This window comes from Xanthomonas sp. SI, assembly GCF_014236855.1.
Taxonomy (GTDB): Bacteria; Pseudomonadota; Gammaproteobacteria; order Xanthomonadales; family Xanthomonadaceae; genus Xanthomonas_A.
This window is the reverse complement of record NZ_CP051261.1, coordinates 1388151-1405840: the sequence shown is the minus strand read 5'-3', so window position 1 is coordinate 1405840 and position 17690 is coordinate 1388151. Positions and strand designations below refer to the sequence as shown.

General features: G+C 69.0%; 13 protein-coding genes and 1 tRNA gene. 8 read left to right on the top strand and 6 right to left on the bottom strand.

The genetic code is table 11. The features are described from left to right. Positions 1–133: 133 nt before the first annotated feature. Positions 134–646 (top strand): hypothetical protein, encoded by a 513-nt coding sequence (locus HEP75_RS05925; protein ID WP_185815588.1) that lies wholly within the window; start codon positions 134–136, stop codon positions 644–646. Between the two features lie 10 nt (positions 647–656). Continuing rightward, complete coding sequence (locus tag HEP75_RS05920) at positions 657–2438, top strand: chloride channel protein (protein ID WP_185825780.1); 1782 nt, start codon at positions 657–659, stop codon at positions 2436–2438. A gap of 254 nt (positions 2439–2692) precedes the next feature. Here the strand turns inward: HEP75_RS05920 and hrpA are convergent, their stop codons facing one another. Beyond that, positions 2693–6883: an ATP-dependent RNA helicase HrpA gene (gene hrpA, locus HEP75_RS05915; RefSeq protein ID WP_185825779.1), complete on the bottom strand. Its 4191-nt coding sequence runs from the start codon at positions 6881–6883 to the stop codon at positions 2693–2695. A 94-nt stretch (positions 6884–6977) separates the two neighbouring features. On the opposite strand from hrpA, the gene HEP75_RS05910 reads away from it, so the two are divergent. The 4 genes from HEP75_RS05910 (at position 6978) to HEP75_RS05895 (ending at position 10845) form a co-directional block, all read left to right on the top strand. After that, a complete protein-coding gene (locus tag HEP75_RS05910; RefSeq protein ID WP_255423692.1) occupies positions 6978–7544 on the top strand; it encodes a Dps family protein in 567 nt (188 codons plus the stop codon). 221 nt (positions 7545–7765) lie between these two features. Further along, positions 7766–8302 carry a hypothetical protein gene (locus HEP75_RS05905; RefSeq protein WP_185825778.1) on the top strand — a complete coding sequence of 179 codons (537 nt, stop codon included), beginning with the start codon at positions 7766–7768 and terminating at the stop codon, positions 8300–8302. 59 nt (positions 8303–8361) lie between these two features. Then, entirely contained in the window at positions 8362–10170 is a 1809-nt protein-coding gene (recQ, locus tag HEP75_RS05900) for a DNA helicase RecQ (protein WP_185815584.1), read from the top strand. 174 nt (positions 10171–10344) lie between these two features. Next, on the top strand, positions 10345–10845 hold the full coding sequence (locus tag HEP75_RS05895) for a hypothetical protein (protein ID WP_185815583.1): 501 nt from the start codon (positions 10345–10347) through the stop codon (positions 10843–10845). Positions 10846–11146: 301 nt separating this feature from the next. Here the strand turns inward: HEP75_RS05895 and HEP75_RS05890 are convergent, their stop codons facing one another. Next, positions 11147–13255 carry a TonB-dependent receptor gene (locus tag HEP75_RS05890; RefSeq protein WP_185825777.1) on the bottom strand — a complete coding sequence of 703 codons (2109 nt, stop codon included), beginning with the start codon at positions 13253–13255 and terminating at the stop codon, positions 11147–11149. Between the two features lie 187 nt (positions 13256–13442). On the opposite strand from HEP75_RS05890, the gene HEP75_RS05885 reads away from it, so the two are divergent. Beyond that, positions 13443–14075 (top strand): TetR/AcrR family transcriptional regulator, encoded by a 633-nt coding sequence (locus HEP75_RS05885; protein WP_185825776.1) that lies wholly within the window; start codon positions 13443–13445, stop codon positions 14073–14075. A gap of 99 nt (positions 14076–14174) precedes the next feature. Here HEP75_RS05885 and HEP75_RS05880 read toward each other — a convergent pair whose 3' ends face one another. Next, positions 14175–14792 carry a LysE/ArgO family amino acid transporter gene (locus HEP75_RS05880; protein WP_185825775.1) on the bottom strand — a complete coding sequence of 206 codons (618 nt, stop codon included), beginning with the start codon at positions 14790–14792 and terminating at the stop codon, positions 14175–14177. 102 nt (positions 14793–14894) lie between these two features. On the opposite strand from HEP75_RS05880, the gene HEP75_RS05875 reads away from it, so the two are divergent. Further along, a complete protein-coding gene (locus tag HEP75_RS05875) occupies positions 14895–15803 on the top strand; it encodes a LysR family transcriptional regulator ArgP (RefSeq protein ID WP_185825774.1) in 909 nt (302 codons plus the stop codon). Between the two features lie 253 nt (positions 15804–16056). Here HEP75_RS05875 and HEP75_RS05870 read toward each other — a convergent pair. From HEP75_RS05870 to queE, 3 genes are all read right to left on the bottom strand, one after another. Then, positions 16057–16132 (bottom strand) — tRNA-Lys (locus HEP75_RS05870). A 63-nt stretch (positions 16133–16195) separates the two neighbouring features. After that, positions 16196–16861, bottom strand: a complete 666-nt coding sequence (queC, locus tag HEP75_RS05865) for a 7-cyano-7-deazaguanine synthase QueC (RefSeq protein WP_185825773.1) — start codon at positions 16859–16861, stop codon at positions 16196–16198. Positions 16862–16976: 115 nt separating this feature from the next. Then, positions 16977–17654, bottom strand: a complete 678-nt coding sequence (gene queE / locus HEP75_RS05860) for a 7-carboxy-7-deazaguanine synthase QueE (RefSeq protein WP_185825772.1) — start codon at positions 17652–17654, stop codon at positions 16977–16979. Between the last annotated feature and the right edge of the window lie 36 nt (positions 17655–17690).

Genomic DNA, 17690 nt, shown 5'->3' with positions numbered 1-17690 from the left:
CGCCTGCGCCAGCGGCGCTCGGCGGCGGCGTGGATGGCGCGCAACCCGGCATGACGGCGCGCCGCCACGCACCCGGCACCGGCGGTGCGGCTTGCGACTACACTAGCTCGCATCCCACTGCCCGGATCCCGCCATGCTGCTTGCGCGCCTCACTCCCCTGGTCCTGTGCGCGGCGCTCGCCGTGTCCGCCGCTCCCGCCGCCGCCCAGCGCACTGTCGCCGGCGACCTGCAGACGCAGATGTCGGCGCAGGAGTTCAAGGCCGCCGGGCTGGACAAGCTGTCGCCGCAGGAACTGACCGCACTGAACGACTGGCTGCAGGGCAAGGTCGCCAAGGAGACCGCGGTGGCGCTGGAGAAAGCCAAGGAAGAAGGCCGCCAGGAAGTGATCGTGAAGAACCGCGGCTTCTTCGACTTCGGCAGCCAGGAGCCGATCGAAAGCACCCTGGTCGGCGAGTTCACCGGCTTCTCCAAGGGCCGCCGCTACGTGCTGGCCAACGGCCAGGAATGGGAGCAGACCGAGTCCGCCAGCCTGAGCAGCGTGCGCCGCAGCGCGCCCAAGGTGCGGATCAAGCCGGGCATCGCCGGCGTGTGGTACATGCAGGTCGATAACTACAACACCCAGGCCAAGGTGCGCCGCGTCAAGTAAGGCGCATGCCGTGAACGTGCGCCAGCAACCTCGGCTGGGCCTGGCCGACGCCTCGCACAGCCTCGCCGACGCGCTGCGCCGGCGCTTCCGCGCCAGCGATGTCTGGTTCATCGCGCTGGCCCTGCTGGTCGGCCTGGTCGCCGGCCTGCTGACCCTGCTGCAGAGCGGCCTGGCGCACGGCGCGCAGGCCTGGCTGTACGGCCTGGACGTGGATGCCCGGCTCAGCGCGATGCCCGAACTGAGCCTGGGCCAGTTGCTGGTGCTGCCGCTGGGCGGGCTGCTGGTCGGCCTGCTCGGCATGGCCGCACGCGCGCGCAAGCGCCAGTTGATCGATGCGGTCGAAGCCAATGCGCTGTACGGCGGGCGCATGTCGATGCGCGACAACCTGATCGTGTCCGCGCAGACCCTGCTGTCCAACGGCTGCGGCGCCTCGGTCGGGCTGGAGGCGGCGTACACGCAGATGGGCGCGGGCAGCGGCTCGCATCTGGGACGGATCCTGCGCCTGCGCCGCGCCGACATCCGCACCCTGGTCGGCGCCGGCGCCGGCGCGGCCATCGCCGCCGCGTTCGGCGCGCCGCTGGCCGGCGCGTTCTACGCATTCGAGATCGTGATCGGCGCGTATTCGCCATCGGCGCTGGCGCCGGTGGCGGTGGCCTCGCTGGGCGCGGTGTTCGTGGCCCAGGCCGCCGGCGTGCAGCCGTACCTGCTGCCGGCCTCGGCGGCGTCCGCGCTGGAAGCGCGCGACTACGTGCTGTATGCGTTGCTCGGCGTGATCTGCGCGCTGCTGGCGGTGGCGGTGATGCGCCTGGTCACCGCGATCGAGCAGGCGGTCAACCGCAGCCCGCTGCCGCGCTGGGCGCGGCCGGTGGCCGGCGGCCTGATGCTGATCCCGCTGGCGCTGATCACCCCGCAGGTGCTCTCCTCCGGGCACGGCGCGCTGCACCTGGACCTGACCAGCCCGACCTCGCTGCGCTGGCTGGGCGTGCTGTTGCTGCTCAAGTGCCTGGCCTCTGGCATTTCCCTGGGTTTCGGCTTCCGCGGCGGCCTGTTCTTCGCCTCGCTGTTCATGGGCTCGCTGGTCGGCGGCCTGTTCGCCGGGCTGTTGAACCTGGGTACCGGCATGGCCCTGGTCGACGGCACCGCCGCCTCGCTGGCGGGCATGGCCGCGCTGGCCGCGGCGGTGGTCGGCGCGCCGATGACGATGGCGATGCTGGTGCTCGAGGGCACCCACGATTTCGTGCTGGCCAGCGCGGTGATGGTGGCGGTGCTGGTGGCCAACACCATCGTGCGCCAGGTATTCGGCTATTCGTTCTCGACCTGGCGCCTGCACCTGCGCGGCGAGACCATCAAGAGCGCGCGCGACGTAGGCTGGGTCAAGCACCTGAGCGCCGGGCGGATGATGCGCCAGGACGTGCACCCGCTCGCCGCCGGCACCTCGGTGGCCGAGTTCCGCCGCCGTTTCCCGCTCGGCTCGGGCGTGCGCGTGGTGCTGGAAGACGAACACGGCCACTACGCCGGGCTGGTGACGCTGGCCGCGGCCTACGCCGATGGCGTGAACGCCGACGCGGCCATTGCCGACTACGCCGGCAACCGCGACGTGGCGCTACGCGCCGAGACCGACGTGGTCACCGCGATGCGCCAGTTCGACCTGACCCAGAGCGACGAACTGGCGGTGGTCGACGCCGACGGCAAGGTGCTCGGCGTGCTGACCGAGAGCTTCGTGCGCAAGCGCTACGCCGAGGAGCTGGACAAGCGACAGCGCGAGCTGATGGGCGAGCGGGTGGATGATTGATCGGAGACTCGGGACTCGGGATTTTCGCAAGTGCGCCGCATGTTTGCTTTTCTGTAGGAGCGGCTTCAGCCGCGACGCTTTACCGATAACGCGTCGCGGCTGAAGCCGCTCCTACAGAAAAGCGAATGATCCACAGCTAGAAAAGTCGCTTTTTCTTCAAAGAAAGCGGCACTTTTTTCATCAAATCGCTTGACAGCGATTTGCGCAGGAACATCATCCTGTCGTCCCGAGTCCCGAGTCCCGAGTCCCGAGTCTCACCTCAACGCCGTAACTCTCTGCGCCAGCTTCTTCGCCGAGATCCCCGGCTTGGCGCCCAGTTCCTGCGCGAACAGCGACACGCGCAATTCCTCCAGGTCCCAGCGCAGTGCCTGCCACTGCGGATCGGCGCTGCGCCCGGCCGCGGCGGCAGCGGCCAGCGCATCCACGAACGGCTTCAGCTCCAGCATCCGCGCCTGGTCGCGCGCCGGATCGCGCTTGGCGCGTTCGGCGCGCAGGATCATCGCGCGCAGGTAGCGCGGGAACTGCGCCAGCGCGGTCGCCGGCGTTTCGCGCAGGAAGCCCGGATGCACCAGCGCCGCCAGCTGCGCGCGCAGGTCGTCGAGGTTGCCGCTGGCCCAGCCCATCAGCGGCGATTCCAGCTGCGGTTTCAGTTCCGCCGCCGCGCCCATGATCGCCTCGGCCAGCTTCAGCCGCTCCATCGCCTCGCCGAACAACTGCTTGCCGGCGGCATCGCGGCGCTGGGCGAAGCTGCCCGGGTCGCGGATCGCGTCCAGGCCATCTTCGAGCAAGGCATTCAACGCCGCATCGACCAGATCGCCGCGCAGCCGCTCCTGCGACTCGATCGCCGCATACAGCAGTCCGGTCTTCGGCGACACCGGCAGCTGCTTGCGCGCCTGCTTGACCTTGTCGGCCAGCGCGATCTCCAGCAGCCGGCGCACGCCGCGCGGATGCGCCGCCTCGGCCTGCGCACGGTCGGCGAAGATGCGCAGCGCCGCCGCCTCGCCTTCGTCCACCAGCGCCGGATACGCCGGCACCCCGGCTTCGCCCGGTACCTGCAGCGGGATCGGCGCGGACGGGAACTCGCGCAGTCCGTCCGCGGCCATCTCGCGCCCGGCGCGTGCGGCGAACGCCTGCCCGGCGCGGTCGCCGAAGCGCGCGCGCAACGCGTCCAGGTCGCGCGATTCGGCCAGCACCTTGCCGGCATCGTCGCGCAATCGCAGGTTCATGCGCAGGTGCGGTTCCAGCGCGCTTTCGTCGAAGTCCAGCGCGCTCAGCGCCGCGCCGGTGGCGCGTTGCAGGAAGCGCGCCAGCTCGCCGCGCATGTCGTCGGCGCTGGGCTGCGGGAACGCCTCGTAGAAGGCGCGGGCGAAGTCCGGCGCCGGCACGTAGTTGCGGCGCAGCGCCTTGGGCAGGCTGCGGATCAGCGCCGCGGCTTTGTCGGCGACGAAGCCCGGCGCCAGCCACGACAGCCGCGCCGCATCCAGCGCATTGAGCAGGTGCAGCGGCACCTCCAGAGTCACACCGTCGTCGGCCGCACCGGGTTCGAACTTGTAGTGCAGCGCCAGCCGCGCATCGCCCAGCGCGAAATACTTCGGATAGCGGTCGGCCTCGCTGCCTTCGCCCGGCAGCAGATCGGTCAGCGACCAGTGCAGCGCGCGCCGCTGCTCCGGCGGCAGCGCCTTCCACCACGCGTCCAGGCCGGCGGCCGAGTGGATTTCGCCGGGAATCCGGTCCAGGTACCAGCGCGCCTGCCAGTCCTCGTCGGCGACGATGCCGGCGCGGCGCAGCTTGGCTTCTTCCTCGTGCGCCTGCGCCAACACTTTCTGGTTGTCGGCGACGAAACTGGCACGGGTGTTGATCTCGCCCGGCACCAGGCCCTGGCGCACGAACAGCTCGTGCGCGCCGGGCGGGTCGATGCGGCCGTAATGCACCGGCTTCTTCGGCGCCAGCACCAGCCCGAACAGACTGATCTGCTCCGACGCCAGCACCTGCCCCTGCGCGCGCGACCAATGCGGATCGAAATGCTTGCGCGCCAGCAGGTGCGGCAGCTCGGCGATGACCCAGTCCGGCTCGACCGCGGCGTTGGTCATGCCCCACACCTTCTGCGTGTCCAGCAGCGTGGCCGGCAGCACCCACGGCGGCGGCTTGCGGGCAAGCGTGGAGCCGGGGAACAGCAGGAAGCGGCGCTGCCGCGGCGCCAGGAAATCGCCCTTCTCGGTGCGATGGCCGACCTGCGTCGGCAGGCCGGCGAGCAGCGCGCGGTGCAGCGCCTGGTAGGCGGCGGCGCGTTCGCGCTCGCTGGCACGTGGTGCGTCGTCGGTTTCGTTGGCGGGCGGCGCGGGCGTGGCAGCGGCCGGCGCGACCGCTGCCGGCTCGCTGCGCCCTTCGCGCGCCAGCCGCGCCGCGCGATGCAGCTGCCCACGCGTGGCGCGCGCGTTGGTCTCGGCATCGCGCGCGGGCGGCGGCGACGCGGCGCCGGCCAGCAACGGCAGCAGCGAGGCCGCCGCCGGCTCCTCGCTCCAGCCCAGCTCCTCGCACAGCAGGTGCAGTTGGCGATGCAGTTCGCGCCATTCGCGCATGCGCAGGAAACCGAGGAAGTTGCGCCCGCACCAGTCGCGCAGCTTGGACTGGGTCAGCTCCTCGTGCGCCTGCCGGTAGCCGTCCCACAGGCGCAGGATGCCGACGAATTCCGAGCGCGCATCGGCGAACCTGGCGTGCGCGTTGTCGGCCGCCTCGCGCGCTTCCGGCGGGCGCTCGCGCGGGTCCTGGATGCCCAGGAACGCGGCGATCACCAGCATCGGCCGCAGGCAACTATGCTGCTGCGCCGCCACAAGCATCCGCGCCAGCTTCACGTCCACCGGCAGCCGCGCCATCTTGCGGCCGATCTCGGTGAGCTTGCGCAGGCCATGGCGGTCGGGTTCGCCGACCGCGCCCAGTTCCACCAGCTGCTGCCAGCCGTCGGCCACCGCGCGCTCGTCCGGCGGCTCCAGGAACGGGAAATCCTCGATCCGCCCCAGCCCCAGCTGCAGCATGCGCAGGATCACCCCGGCCAGGCTGGAGCGGCGGATCTCCGGATCGGTGAATTCCGGCCGCGCCTGGAAATCGGCCTCGGCGTACAGCCGGTAGCAGATGCCCTCGGCCACGCGTCCGCAGCGGCCCTTGCGCTGGTTGGCGCTGGCCTGCGAGATCGGTTCGATGTGCAGCCGGTCCAGCTTCTGCCGCGGGCTGTAGCGCTTGACCCGCGCATAGCCGGGATCGACCACGTAGCGGATCCGCGGCACCGTCAGCGATGTCTCGGCGACGTTGGTGGCCAGCACCAGGCGCCGCCGCGGGCCGGGATTGAACACCCGGTCCTGATCGCTGTTGGACAGCCGCGCGTACAGCGGCAGCACTTCGGTCTCGCGGTACTTGCGCCGCTCCAGCGCCTGGTGCGCATCGCGGATCTCGCGCTCGCCGGGCAGGAACAGCAACACGTCGCCGCGCGGGTCGAGCCGGGTGATCTCGTCCACCGCCGCCACGATCGCATCGTTGACGGTGAGGCCGGGATTGGGGATTCGGGAGTCGGGATTCGCAACCGCAACGGCCGTTCGCGGCGAACGTTGGCCTTCTCGCGCTTCTGCCAATCCCGAATCCCCACTCTCCAATCCCGGCTCTTCCAGCGGCCGGTAGCGCACTTCCACCGGGAAGGTGCGGCCCTCGACGCTGATCACCGGCGCGCCGTCGAAATGCTCGGCGAAGCGCGCGGTGTCGATCGTCGCCGAGGTCACGATCACCTTCAGCTCCGGGCGCTTGCGCAGCAGCTGCTTGATGTAACCGAGCAGGAAATCGATGTTGAGGCTGCGCTCGTGCGCCTCGTCGACGATGATCGTGTCGTAGCTGGACAGCCAGCGGTCGCTGGCGATCTCGGCCAGCAGGATGCCGTCGGTCATGAACTTGATCCGGGTCTCCTCGCCGACCCGGTCGTTGAAGCGCACCTGGAAGCCCACCGCGCCGCCCACAGGCGTGCGCAGTTCCTCGGCCACGCGCGCGGCCACCGCGCGCGCGGCGATGCGCCGCGGCTGGGTGCAGCCGATCATGCCGGCGGCGCCGCGGCCTGCGGCCAGGCACAGCTTGGGCAGCTGCGTGGTCTTGCCCGAGCCGGTCTCGCCGGCGATGACCACCACCTGGTGCGCGCGGATCAGCGCCACGATGCGTTCGGCCTCGCGCGCGATCGGCAACTGCTCGTCCAGGGTGATCGCCGGCGCCGCCGCCGCACGCGCCTCGCAGCGCGCCCGCGATTGGCCCAGCGCCTGCTCGAACGCTGCCTCCAATGCGGGATTGCCGGGCGCGGCCTGCCAGCGCGACCATAGGCCGAACAGGCGGCCGCGGTCGCGGGTCAGCGCCCCGTCGATCGCGTCGCGGCGCTCGCGCAGGCGGGTGGACAGGTGTTTTTCGATAGTGCTCATCAATCGGGTGCCGTTGAACTTTGAATAACAGCGCATGCTTTAGTCTGTCTATTGTGACGCCATATCGTTCCCAACCCCTCAAGAGGATTCCCTGATGGCCAAGAGCAAGACCCCCGGCAAGACCAAGAGCCCCGCCAAGCAGGCCGCGTCCACCACGCCGCTGGCGGCGCTGGCGCCGTCCGCGCCCAACATCGATATCGGGATCAGCGGCGGCGACCGCAAGAAGATCGCCGACGGCCTGTCGCACTTCATGGCCGACGCGTTCACCCTGTACCTGAAGACCCACAACTTCCACTGGAACGTGACCGGGTCGATGTTCAACTCGCTGCACCTGATGTTCGAGACCCAGTACACCGAGCAGTGGGCGGCGCTGGACGACGTCGCCGAGCGCATCCGCGCGCTGGGCTTCAACGCGCCGGGTTCGTACAAGGAATTCGCCGCGCTGACCTCGATCCCGGAAGAGCCGGGCCTGAGCGACAGCGCCGACTGGCGCGAGATGGTGCGCCAGCTGGTGGTCGGCAACGAGGCGCTGTGTCGCACCGCGCGCAAGGCGCTCAAGACCGCCGACGATGCCGGCGACGACCCGTCGGTGGACATGCTGACCCAGCGCCTGCAGACCCACGAGAAGTACGCGTGGATGCTGCGGTCGCTGCTGCAATAAGCCCTGGGGCTTCGCCCCCTGGCGGGCTTACCCAAAGTTTCGCCGATGGCGAAACTTTGGGCCCCTGCTCACTCGCCTGCCACAACCCCGCGCCTGTCGGCGCGCCCCCTTGACTCAAGGGGGGCTTGCACGCTGGAAGCCTCTGCGCAAGAGGCCTCCTGCCTCACGTACATCCTGCATACTGACGCACCAGGGTCGCGGCCCGCCCACATGGACGTTCGATGAGTGCTGCGTATCCCTCGCTGCGTCGCCCGCTGCTGGCCATCGTGCTGGGATGCGTCGTCGCTATCGCGGCTGGCTTGTCCGCCGGCTTTTATGCGTTGTGGCAGCTCGGCGACTCGGGCGTGCCCACCAATGGCGGACATGGCCTGGTCACGTTGTTGCTCGCCGTGCTCACCGCGATCGGCTACAGCATCAGTTTTCTCGTCCCCGCGCTGAACTGGTTCGCCGGGGTATGGGCCGCGTGCGTCGCCCTGGCCCTGGCAGTGGACTGCTGCCAGCCGCAGCAGCGCAGCGTGCCGAAGATGACCGCACTGGCGCTGCTGGTGCTGCTGAGCGGCCTGGGCCTGGTGGCAATGGCGGTGCGGGCGCGCGGATACGACGCCGACGATACCGCGCAAGTGCTGGCGATGATCGCGCCGGTGCTGGCCTGCTCGGTGGCGCTGCTGGTCGCGTTGCCGGTGCTGCTGATAGGCCACTTCGTCGGCAGGCGCCGCGCGCGTCGGTCGATGCCTACGCACGCGACCGCTGGCGCCTGACATCGCGCTGCGTGGCAGCAGCGCACTGCCGCGCTTGACCTACGCGGTATCCTAGGCGCATGCAATCTTCCGCCCATTCCGTACTCGGCCGCGTGTTCGGCTACGACCAGTTCCGCGGTCCGCAGCAGGACATCGTCGAACACGTCGCCGCCGGCCAGGACGCGCTGGTGCTGATGCCCACCGGCGGCGGCAAGTCGCTGTGCTACCAGATCCCCTCGCTGCTGCGCGACGGCACCGGCATCGTCATCTCGCCGCTGATCGCGCTGATGCAGGACCAGGTCGAAGCGCTGCGCCAACTCGGCGTGCGCGCCGAATACCTCAATTCCACGCTGGACGGCGAGACCGCGCAGCGGGTCGAGCGCGAACTGCTGGCCGGCGAGCTGGACCTGCTGTACGTCGCCCCGGAACGCCTGCTGACCCCGCGCTTCCTGTCCCTGCTCGAACGCAGCCGCATCGCCCTGTTCGCGATCGACGAAGCGCACTGCGTGTCGCAATGGGGCCACGATTTCCGCCCCGAGTACCGGCAGCTCACCGTGCTGCACGAGCGCTGGCCGCAGATCCCGCGCATCGCCCTGACCGCCACCGCCGATCCGCCGACCCAGCGCGAGATCGCCGAACGCCTGGACCTGACCCAGGCCCGACACTTTGTCAGCTCCTTCGACCGTCCCAACATCCGCTACACCGTGGTGCAGAAGGACAACAGCAAGCGCCAGTTGCTGGATTTCCTGCGCGTGCACCGCGGCAGCGCCGGCATCGTCTACTGCATGTCGCGGCGCAAGGTCGAGGAGACCGCCGAGTTCCTGGCCAAGGAAGGACTCAACGCCCTGCCCTACCACGCCGGCCTGCCGGCCGAGGTGCGTGCCGCCAACCAGCGCCGCTTCCTGCGCGAGGACGGCATCGTGATGTGCGCCACCATCGCCTTCGGCATGGGCATCGACAAGCCGGACGTGCGCTTCGTCGCGCATACCGACCTGCCCAAGTCGCTGGAAGGCTACTACCAGGAAACCGGCCGCGCCGGGCGCGACGGCGAAGCCGCCGAGGCCTGGCTGTGCTACGGCCTGGGCGACGTGGTGCTGCTCAAGCAGATGATCGAAAAGGGCGAAGCCGGCGAAGACCGCAAGCGGGTGGAGCGGCGCAAGCTCGACCAACTGCTGGGCTATTGCGAATCGATGCAATGCCGGCGCCAGGTGCTGCTGGCCGGCTTCGGCGAGACCTATCCGCAGCCCTGCGGCAACTGCGACAACTGCCTGACCCCGGCCGCGGCCTGGGACGCCACCGTGGCCGTGCAGAAGGCGCTGAGCTGCGTCTACCGCAGCGGCCAGCGCTTCGGCGTCGGCCACCTGATCGACATCCTGCGCGGCAGCGACGGCGAGAAGATCAAGCAGTTCGGCCACGACCAGCTCAGCACCTACGGCATCGGCAAGGACCTGGACGCGCGCGCCTGGCGCGGCGTGTTCCGGCAGTTGGTCGCCACCGGGCTGCTGGAAGTGGACAGCGACGCCTACGGTGGGCTGCGCCTGACCGACGCCAGCCGCCAGGTGCTCAAGGGCGAACGCCAGATCATGATGCGCCGCGAGGCGCCCAGCCGCGGCCGCGAACGCGGCGACCGCAGCGGCAGCCCGCGTACCGGCGTCCCGGTGCAGCCGCAGGACCTGAGCCTGTTCAACGCACTGCGCGACCTGCGCGCCGGCCTGGCCAAGGAGCAGAACGTGCCGGCGTTCGTGATCTTCCACGACAGCACCCTGCGCAATATCGCCGAACAGCGCCCGACCAGCCTGGACGAGCTGGCCCATGTGGGCGGTATCGGCGGTACCAAACTGGCCCGCTACGGCCAGCAGTTGGTCGATATCGTGCTGCAGCAAGGCTAGCGGCAGTAGGCGGAAGACGGCGCTTGCCGCCGCATCGCGAAAGATGGCCGGCGCCGGCAAGAAAATTCCCCGGCGCCGACAGGCCGGGTTCAACGTGATATTGATAGCGTCGGCTCATGGTGGCGCGCAGCGGCGCTGCCGCCATCCAGTCCCTCTTTCCTTGGCGTACGTCCGATGAAACGATCCCTCCTGCTCGCCTGCGCCCTGCTCGCCGGCCCGGCAATGGCGCAAACCTCCGCCGACGGCGGTTCCGGCAGCAGCGACAGCGAAGCGGCCAAGCGCGCGCTGGACCTGAGCGTGCCGCAGCAGCCGATCACCTACGGCACCGACCCTGTGTACAAGGCCGATCCGCCCGGCGCCTACTACGGCGACACCAGCGGCACCTCGGCCTCGGCGCAGAAAGCCGCGGCCACCCAGGCCCTGGCCGAGGCCGAGCAGGCGCGCGCCGACCGCTGCAAGGGCGACGTGCACGGCAGCGTCGCCACCGGCTTCGGCTATTCCTCGCGCGGCGGCAACAGCAACTATCAGGCCGCCAACCTCAACCTGTGCAAGACCTACTACAACGACGACGGCAAGCCGCGCGAAGTCGGCATCAGCATCAGCGTGGGCCAGAGCGAAGGCCACGGCGGCTATTACGGCCGCGGCGGCTATGGCTATCCCTACGGCGGCTGGTAGCGGCTAGCCAGCCACGCAGGAGGGACTGCGTGCTTGCGCCAGCATCGCGCGCGCATGCACCCGTCGCACCGAGGTCTAGGCAACCAACGTTTCGGCATGCGCGCCAGCCAGCGCATGCGCCAAGCCAAGCTCCGCGCCGCGCCGCGCAGGAGAATTCGCCGTGACGGGATCAGCAGGCGAAACGTCCACTTCCGCCGCCTCCCCGCATCCGTCGCCAGACCAAAGCACGTCGCGACGTGCGCGCGGCAACACACGAACCCGTGCATTCCACGCCTGCGCCGTGCAGCAGCCGCCACTCAGATCAGAAATCCAGGCTGTAGCCCACCGTCAGCGTGCGCCCGCGCCCGGCGAAGTAGCGGTCCGGTTCGACCAGCGCGCTCTGCGAGTAGTAGGTGATGTACTGGCGATCGAGCAGGTTGGCCACGGCCAGGCGCAGTTCGCCCTGGCGCAGCCGGTAGTTCAGCGCCGCATCGACCAACGCGTAGCCGCTGAAGCGCTTTTGCGGATCGTCGAAGCTGCGGCTGAACGCGTATTGCGCCTGTACGAAGCTGGACAGCCGCGGCGTCCATTGCGACGACCAGCTGCCGATGACGCGATTGGGCGCGATGTTCAGCCCGTCCAGATGCGCGTCCAGGCTGCCATTGCCGTCGCTGTCGTAGCGCCCGCGCGTGTACGCATAGGCCAGGCCGAGGCGCTGCCGCTCATTGAGCCGGTACTTGGCGCTGGCGTCCACGCCCTCGATGCGGGTCTTCTCCCGCGCCATCTGGAACGCGCCGTCCACCGCGATCACCCGGGTGCCGTAGTCCGAGCGCGACTGGAACACGCCGACATCGACATCCCACGCCGCGCCGCGCAGGCGCGTGCCCAGTTCGACATTGCGGGTCAGCACCGGCTGCAGCGCACTCAGGCTGGCGACGCTGGTGCCGGGCGTGTTGATCGAGCGCAGCACGCGGCCCACGTCGGGCATGCCGAAGCCTTCGGAATAGCTGGCGAAGACGTTGAAGCGCTCGCTCGGCGCCAGCACCGCGCCGGCGTTGTACAGCGTCTCGGCGAAGGACAGGCTGCCGCCCTGCACCTGCACCCGGTTGTAGCGGGCCAGGGTCTGGTAGCTGTCGATGCTCAGCTTCGCGTCTTCGTGGCGCACGCCGCCATGCACGGTCAGCTGCGGCAGCAGCCGGTATTCGCCCTGCACGAACGCGGCCAGGTCGCGGTACTCCGACTCGGGCACATAGGTGCGGCCGGTGCCGTACAGGTCCTGCTTGCCGCTGTCCCATAGGGTGTCGAAGCCGCCGGTGAGCTTGAGCCGGCCATCGAGCAGATCGTCCTTGCCGAGGCTGGTCTTGGACCCCCACTTGGACGCGACCGAACGCGACTGGTCGTACAGCGTGCCATTGGGCGCGATACGCGGATCCTGGAAGGTCGCCGAGTTGTCGGCGCCGAACAGGCCTTCGAATTCCTGATTGAACACCATCGCCTTCAGTTCCATGCCCGCCAGGTCGTGATGGGCATAGGACAGGCCGGTGGTCCACACGTCGTTCCATGGCGGCGTGCCTTCGGGCCGGCCGCGCACCGACGTAGTCGGGATGCCGAGATCGCGGTCGCCGGCCACGCCGAGGTACTCGGCCTTGGACTTGATCCGGTAGCGGTTGGAACTGAACTGCAGCTCCTGCCGGTCGTCGATCCAGTAGCCCAGCTTGGCGTGCACGTCGTAGGCGCGCGTGGCCATCAGATCGCCCTGAGTCACGTCGGTGCCGATCGCGCGCCCGTCGCCGTCCAGGTACAAGCCCTGGTCCTCGTAGCCGACCGCGAGCAGGTAGTCGAGCTTGTCGCGGCGCCCGTCGATGCGGTAGCTGGTCCTGTAGCCCGTGGTCTCGGCATCGACGTCGGTGGTAGGCACGGTAGCCTGCACCTCGACATGCTGGTTGAGCGCGCCCGGCTGCGGGCGGCGCGTGACCAGGTTGATGGTGCCGCCGGTGGCGCCCAGGCCGTTCATCGCGTTGGCGCCCTGGATCACCTCGATGCGCTCGACCATCGCATAGTCGATGGTGTGCGCTTCGCGCCCGGTCGGGCGCAGCGGATTGGACTGCGGGATGCCGTCGACCAGGATCAGCGGCGTGCGTCCGCGCAAGGTCTCGCCGCTGCCGTTCATCTTGCCGCGGCTGGGCGTATACGACGGCAGCAGGCTGGACAGCAGATCCGACGAATTGCTGCTGATGCTGAGCTGCTGGGCGATCTCCTGCTGGTCGATCACCACCACGGTCTGCGGCGCCGTATCAGCGGGTTGGTCGGTACGCGATGCGCTGACGACCACGGCGTCCAGCGTTTGCGTGGAGGGCGACTGCGCCCGGGCATCGGGAATGGCGGCCGTCGCCGGCAACATCGCGGCGAACAGGGAAAGCGGCAAACGCATCAACGGGTCCTTGGGGACGAGACGGCACCATCCAGGCGCCGCCGACTAACGAGAATGATTATTATACGCGAAGACATGATTCGGCCGCCGTCGTCCCCGTATCGCAACTCCGCACTCGCGCTGGTCCGGCATGGCGCCAACGGCACAACCGCGTCACCATGTACTTTCCCGTCCAGGATCGATCTCCATGTCCAACCTCGTTGACCTGCGCAGCGTCAGGGAACGCGAGCAACGCCGCTACGACGCCGCGTTGGACGCGGCCGAACAGTGCATCGCCGACAAGGGTGTCGGCGCGACCACCTTCGAACTGATCGCCGAGACCAGCGACGTCTCCTGCAGCGCATTGCGCCGGCGCTTCGGCGACAGGCGCGGATTGGTGCGGGCGCTGATGGAGCGCAGTTACGAGAGGTCGCTGCGCGCGATGTGGACGACCGAACGGCCGCCGCACCTGGACGCGACCGACTTCATCGCCGGTACGCTGGAAGAATGGCTGCTGTCCGAGGTCGACGAGCGGCGGTTGAGGTTCAACCTGGAAATGGACCTGGCCGCCGCGCGCGACCCCGAGCTGACCGCGTATGCGCGGCGTCTGGCCGTCTCCCTGGTCGAACATCTCGGCAACATGCTCAAGCGTCTGTTGCGCGAACACGGCAGCTGGAACGGCAGCGAGCAGGAATTCCAGGCGCGCGTCTACGCGGTCGCGGCGATGTGCGCTGGTCTGCAACTGATGATGATGGGCGTGGAACTCAAGCGCATGCACCTGCAATTGATCCTCAGCGAAAGCCTGGCCGGGATGCTCAGGAGCGCGCCCGCCTCCGCGTAGCGGCCACGCGGGGCCGGCGCTTCGCTTGCAGCTGCTTGCCGCTGGCGTAACCGCACCCGGCGCGTGCCGTTGCAGTACTTCGCATTGCGGCCGAGCGCGTCAGCCGAGCGGTCGCAGCAGCAGCAATAGGCAGAGCACCAGCATGAACACCGCGATGCAGGCGTCCAACACCCGCCATGCGCCGGGCTTGCGGAACAGCGGCTGCAGCAATCGCGCGCCATAGCCCAGGCTGCAGAACCAGGCCACGCTCGCCAGGCAGGCGCCGCACGCGAACGCCCAGCGCAGCGCGCCCGGATAGCGGGTGGACAGGCTGCCGAGCAGGACCATCGTGTCGAGGTACACGTGCGGATTGAGAAAGGTAAAAGCCAGGCAGGTCAGCAACACACGGCGCCAGCTCGCCGGCACCTCGCCCTGCGCCTTCAATGCACCGGCACCGCGCCAGGCGCGTCGCGCCGCCTTCAGGCCGTAGACGCCGAGGAAGGCCGCGCCTGCGTAGCGCAGCAGCTGCAGCAGTGCGGGCCATTGCTGCACCAGCGCACCGATGCCGGCGACCCCAAGCACGATCAAGGCGATATCCCCGAAGGCGCAGACCGCCACCACCATGCCCACATGCTGCCGCTGCAAGCCCTGGCGCAGCACGAACGCGTTCTGCGCGCCGATCGCGACGATCAAGCCGGCACCGGCGATGAAGCCGGCAAGCGATGCTTCGAGAATCATGAGGATGGCCAGGACTGCGGGAAGCGCATGCTGGCCTGGGCAGGGTGATTAGCCAAACTAAATATTCTGTAGGCTATGAAGAAATTCTAACCGGCTGGATGCATGGACCTGCTTCATCCGCAATTGTCTGCCTTCGCCGCCGTGCTCGACGAAGGCAGCTTCGAGGCGGCCGCGCGCCGGCTGTCGCTGACGCCGTCGGCGGTCTCGCAACGGATCAAGGCGCTCGAGGACCGCCTCGGGCAGGTGCTTGTGGTGCGCCAGTCACCCTGCCGGCCGACGCCCGCAGGCGAAGCGCTGCTGCGCCGGGTGCGGCCGATGCAGGCGCTGGAGGCCGAGGCGATGGCCGATTTCCGGCCGAGTGCGGCCGACGCCGGACCCGCGCGCAGCATCGCGATCGCGGTCAACGACGACTCGCTGCAGACCTGGTTTCTCGCCGCGCTGTCGGCCCTGCACGACGCGCACGGTTTCCTGTTCGACGTGCACGTGGACGACCAGGACCACACGCTGGAGCTGCTGCGCAACGGCACCGTGCTCGGCGCGGTCACCTCCGCGAGCAAGCCGCTGCAGGGCTGCAACGTGCATGCCCTGGGCAGCATGCGCTACCACGCGATCGCCTCGCCGGCGTTCGTCGCGCGCCACTTCGCCGCAGGATTCACAGCGGCGGCGCTGGCACAGGCACCGATGATGGTGTTCAACCGCAAGGATGCGCTGCAGGCCCGCTTCGTGCGGCGCATCACCCGCACCCGCCTGAGCCCGCCCATCCACTACCTGCCGACCTCGACCGGCTTCGTCGAAGCCGCCGCGCGCGGCCTCGGATGGTGCCTCGCTCCCGAGCAGATGCTCACGTCCGGATTACGCGAGAAGCGGATCGTCGTCATCGATCCGCAGCGCTGGCTCGACGTGCCGCTGTATTGGCAGCACGCGGCGGTGCGCTCAAGCGTGCTGCAGCACATCGGACAGGCGCTGCGCACGGCGGCGCGCGGCATGCAGGGTGGCCGGCAACGCGTTTGAACCGAGCGTGCTCAGTTGCTGCGCTTGTCGCGACCGAAGCACTTCGCACAGTGACTTGCGGTCAGGCACCCAGGTTCACGGCAAAGAAGCTTCGACTACGAAAGCTGCCTGCGGATTCATTCGACGTATCACGGCGCCGCACTCACTGCGGCAACCAAAGTTCCGCGTTCCCGTTCACTGCGAGCGTTCTCAGGCGTGATTCAGGAGGCTGTGGCGAAACCAGCGAAGACGATGCTTGAATCGCTGATCGAATTGGTGGGCCGTGATGGATTCGAACCATCGACCAAAAGATTAAAAGTCTTCTGCTCTACCGACTGAGCTAACGGCCCAAAACAATGCCCCGGCCTTGCGCCGGGGTGCGTATTCTACCCCAGCCCCGCGTCAACGCGAAATCAGGCGTAGCGGGTCGGGTCGGCCACGCCGGCATCGGCGAAGCCGGCGGCGCGCAGGCGGCAGGCGTCGCAGTGGCCGCAGGCGCGGCCGTCGGCATCGGCGCGGTAGCAGGACACGGTGAGGCCGAAATCCACGCCCAGGCGTTCGCCTTCGCGCACGATGTCGGCCTTGCTCATGCGCTGCAGCGGCGCGTGCACGCGCAGCCCGGCACCTTCCACGCCGGCCTTGGTCGCCAGGTTGGCCAGGGTCTGGAACGCGTCGATGAACTCGGGACGGCAGTCGGGGTAACCGGAATAGTCCACCGCGTTGACGCCGCAGAAGATGTCCGCCGCGCCCAGCACCTCGGCCCAGCCCAGCGCCACCGACAGCATGATGGTGTTGCGCGCCGGCACGTAGGTGATCGGGATGCCCTCGCCGCCCGCGTCCGGCACATCGATGTCGTCGGTCAACGCGGAGCCGCCGATGCTGCGCAGGTCGACGTTGACGGTCTTGTGCGCCACCGCACCGAGCGCGGCGGCCACGCGCGTGGCCGCGTCCAGTTCGGAGGTATGCCGCTGCCCATAGCTGACGCTCAGCGCATGCACGGCATAGCCCTGCTCGCGGGCGATGGCGACGACGACGGCGGAATCCATGCCACCTGAGAGTAGGACGACGGCGTTTTTCATTGGAGGGCCGGGATTTGGGATTGGAGATTGGGGATTTGCAAAAGCTACAGCACGCGATCGGACGTCGGCGAGGGCTTCTGCGAATCCCCAATCCCGAATGCCCAATCCCGGCTTCTTACCGGCCCGGCTCGTCGTTCCACAGCAGCTTGTGCAGCTGCATCTGGAAGCGCACCGGCAGGCGGTCGGCGACGATCCAGTCGGCCAGGTCGCGCGGCGCCAGTTCGCTCTTGCTCGGCGAGAACCACACGGTGCAGCGTTCGTGCAGGCGGTGTTCGGCGACGATCGCGCGCGCCCAGTCGTAGTCGGCGCGGCCGCACAGCACGAACTTGATCTGGTCGTGGGCGGTCAGCAGCGGCAGGTTCTCCCAGCGGTTGCGATGCGCTTCCTGCGAGGCCGGGGTCTTGATGTCGAGCACCCGCGATACGCGCGGGTCCACTTCGGCGATGTCCAGCGCGCCGGATGTTTCCAACGATACGTCGTAGCCGGCGTCGCACAGTTGCTCGAGCAGGCGCAGGCAGCGCTTCTGCGCCAGCGGCTCGCCGCCGGTCACGCAAACATGGCGCACGCCATGGCGCGCCACTTCGGCCAGGATCGCGTCGATGTCCCACCACTGCCCGCCGTGGAAGGCGTAGGCCGTGTCGCAATAACTGCAGCGCAGCGGGCAGCCGGTCAGGCGCACGAACACGGTCGGCCAGCCGGCGCTCTCGGCCTCGCCCTGCAGCGACAGGAAGATCTCCGTCAGCTTCAGGCGCGGCAGCGGGCTTTGTACGATATCGCTGGGAACGGCGGCCATGGCGGGAAAGTATGCCCCCGCGACGATGGCGGCAGC

Excerpts from the sequence above, each read along its gene's own strand:
- queE (WP_185825772.1), bottom strand. The coding sequence starts at position 17,654 with ATGGCCGCCGTTCCCAGCGATATCGTACAAAGCCCGCTGCCGCGCCTG.
- HEP75_RS05890 (WP_185825777.1), bottom strand. The coding sequence starts at position 13,255 with ATGCGTTTGCCGCTTTCCCTGTTCGCCGCGATGTTGCCGGCGACGGCC.
- queC (WP_185825773.1), bottom strand. The coding sequence starts at position 16,861 with ATGAAAAACGCCGTCGTCCTACTCTCAGGTGGCATGGATTCCGCCGTC.
- HEP75_RS05880 (WP_185825775.1), bottom strand. The coding sequence starts at position 14,792 with ATGATTCTCGAAGCATCGCTTGCCGGCTTCATCGCCGGTGCCGGCTTG.
- HEP75_RS05875 (WP_185825774.1), top strand. The coding sequence starts at position 14,895 with ATGGACCTGCTTCATCCGCAATTGTCTGCCTTCGCCGCCGTGCTCGAC.
- HEP75_RS05905 (WP_185825778.1), top strand. The coding sequence starts at position 7,766 with ATGAGTGCTGCGTATCCCTCGCTGCGTCGCCCGCTGCTGGCCATCGTG.
- HEP75_RS05910 (WP_255423692.1), top strand. The coding sequence starts at position 6,978 with ATGGCCAAGAGCAAGACCCCCGGCAAGACCAAGAGCCCCGCCAAGCAG.
- HEP75_RS05895 (WP_185815583.1), top strand. The coding sequence starts at position 10,345 with ATGAAACGATCCCTCCTGCTCGCCTGCGCCCTGCTCGCCGGCCCGGCA.
- hrpA (WP_185825779.1), bottom strand. The coding sequence starts at position 6,883 with ATGAGCACTATCGAAAAACACCTGTCCACCCGCCTGCGCGAGCGCCGC.
- HEP75_RS05925 (WP_185815588.1), top strand. The coding sequence starts at position 134 with ATGCTGCTTGCGCGCCTCACTCCCCTGGTCCTGTGCGCGGCGCTCGCC.
- recQ (WP_185815584.1), top strand. The coding sequence starts at position 8,362 with ATGCAATCTTCCGCCCATTCCGTACTCGGCCGCGTGTTCGGCTACGAC.
- HEP75_RS05885 (WP_185825776.1), top strand. The coding sequence starts at position 13,443 with ATGTCCAACCTCGTTGACCTGCGCAGCGTCAGGGAACGCGAGCAACGC.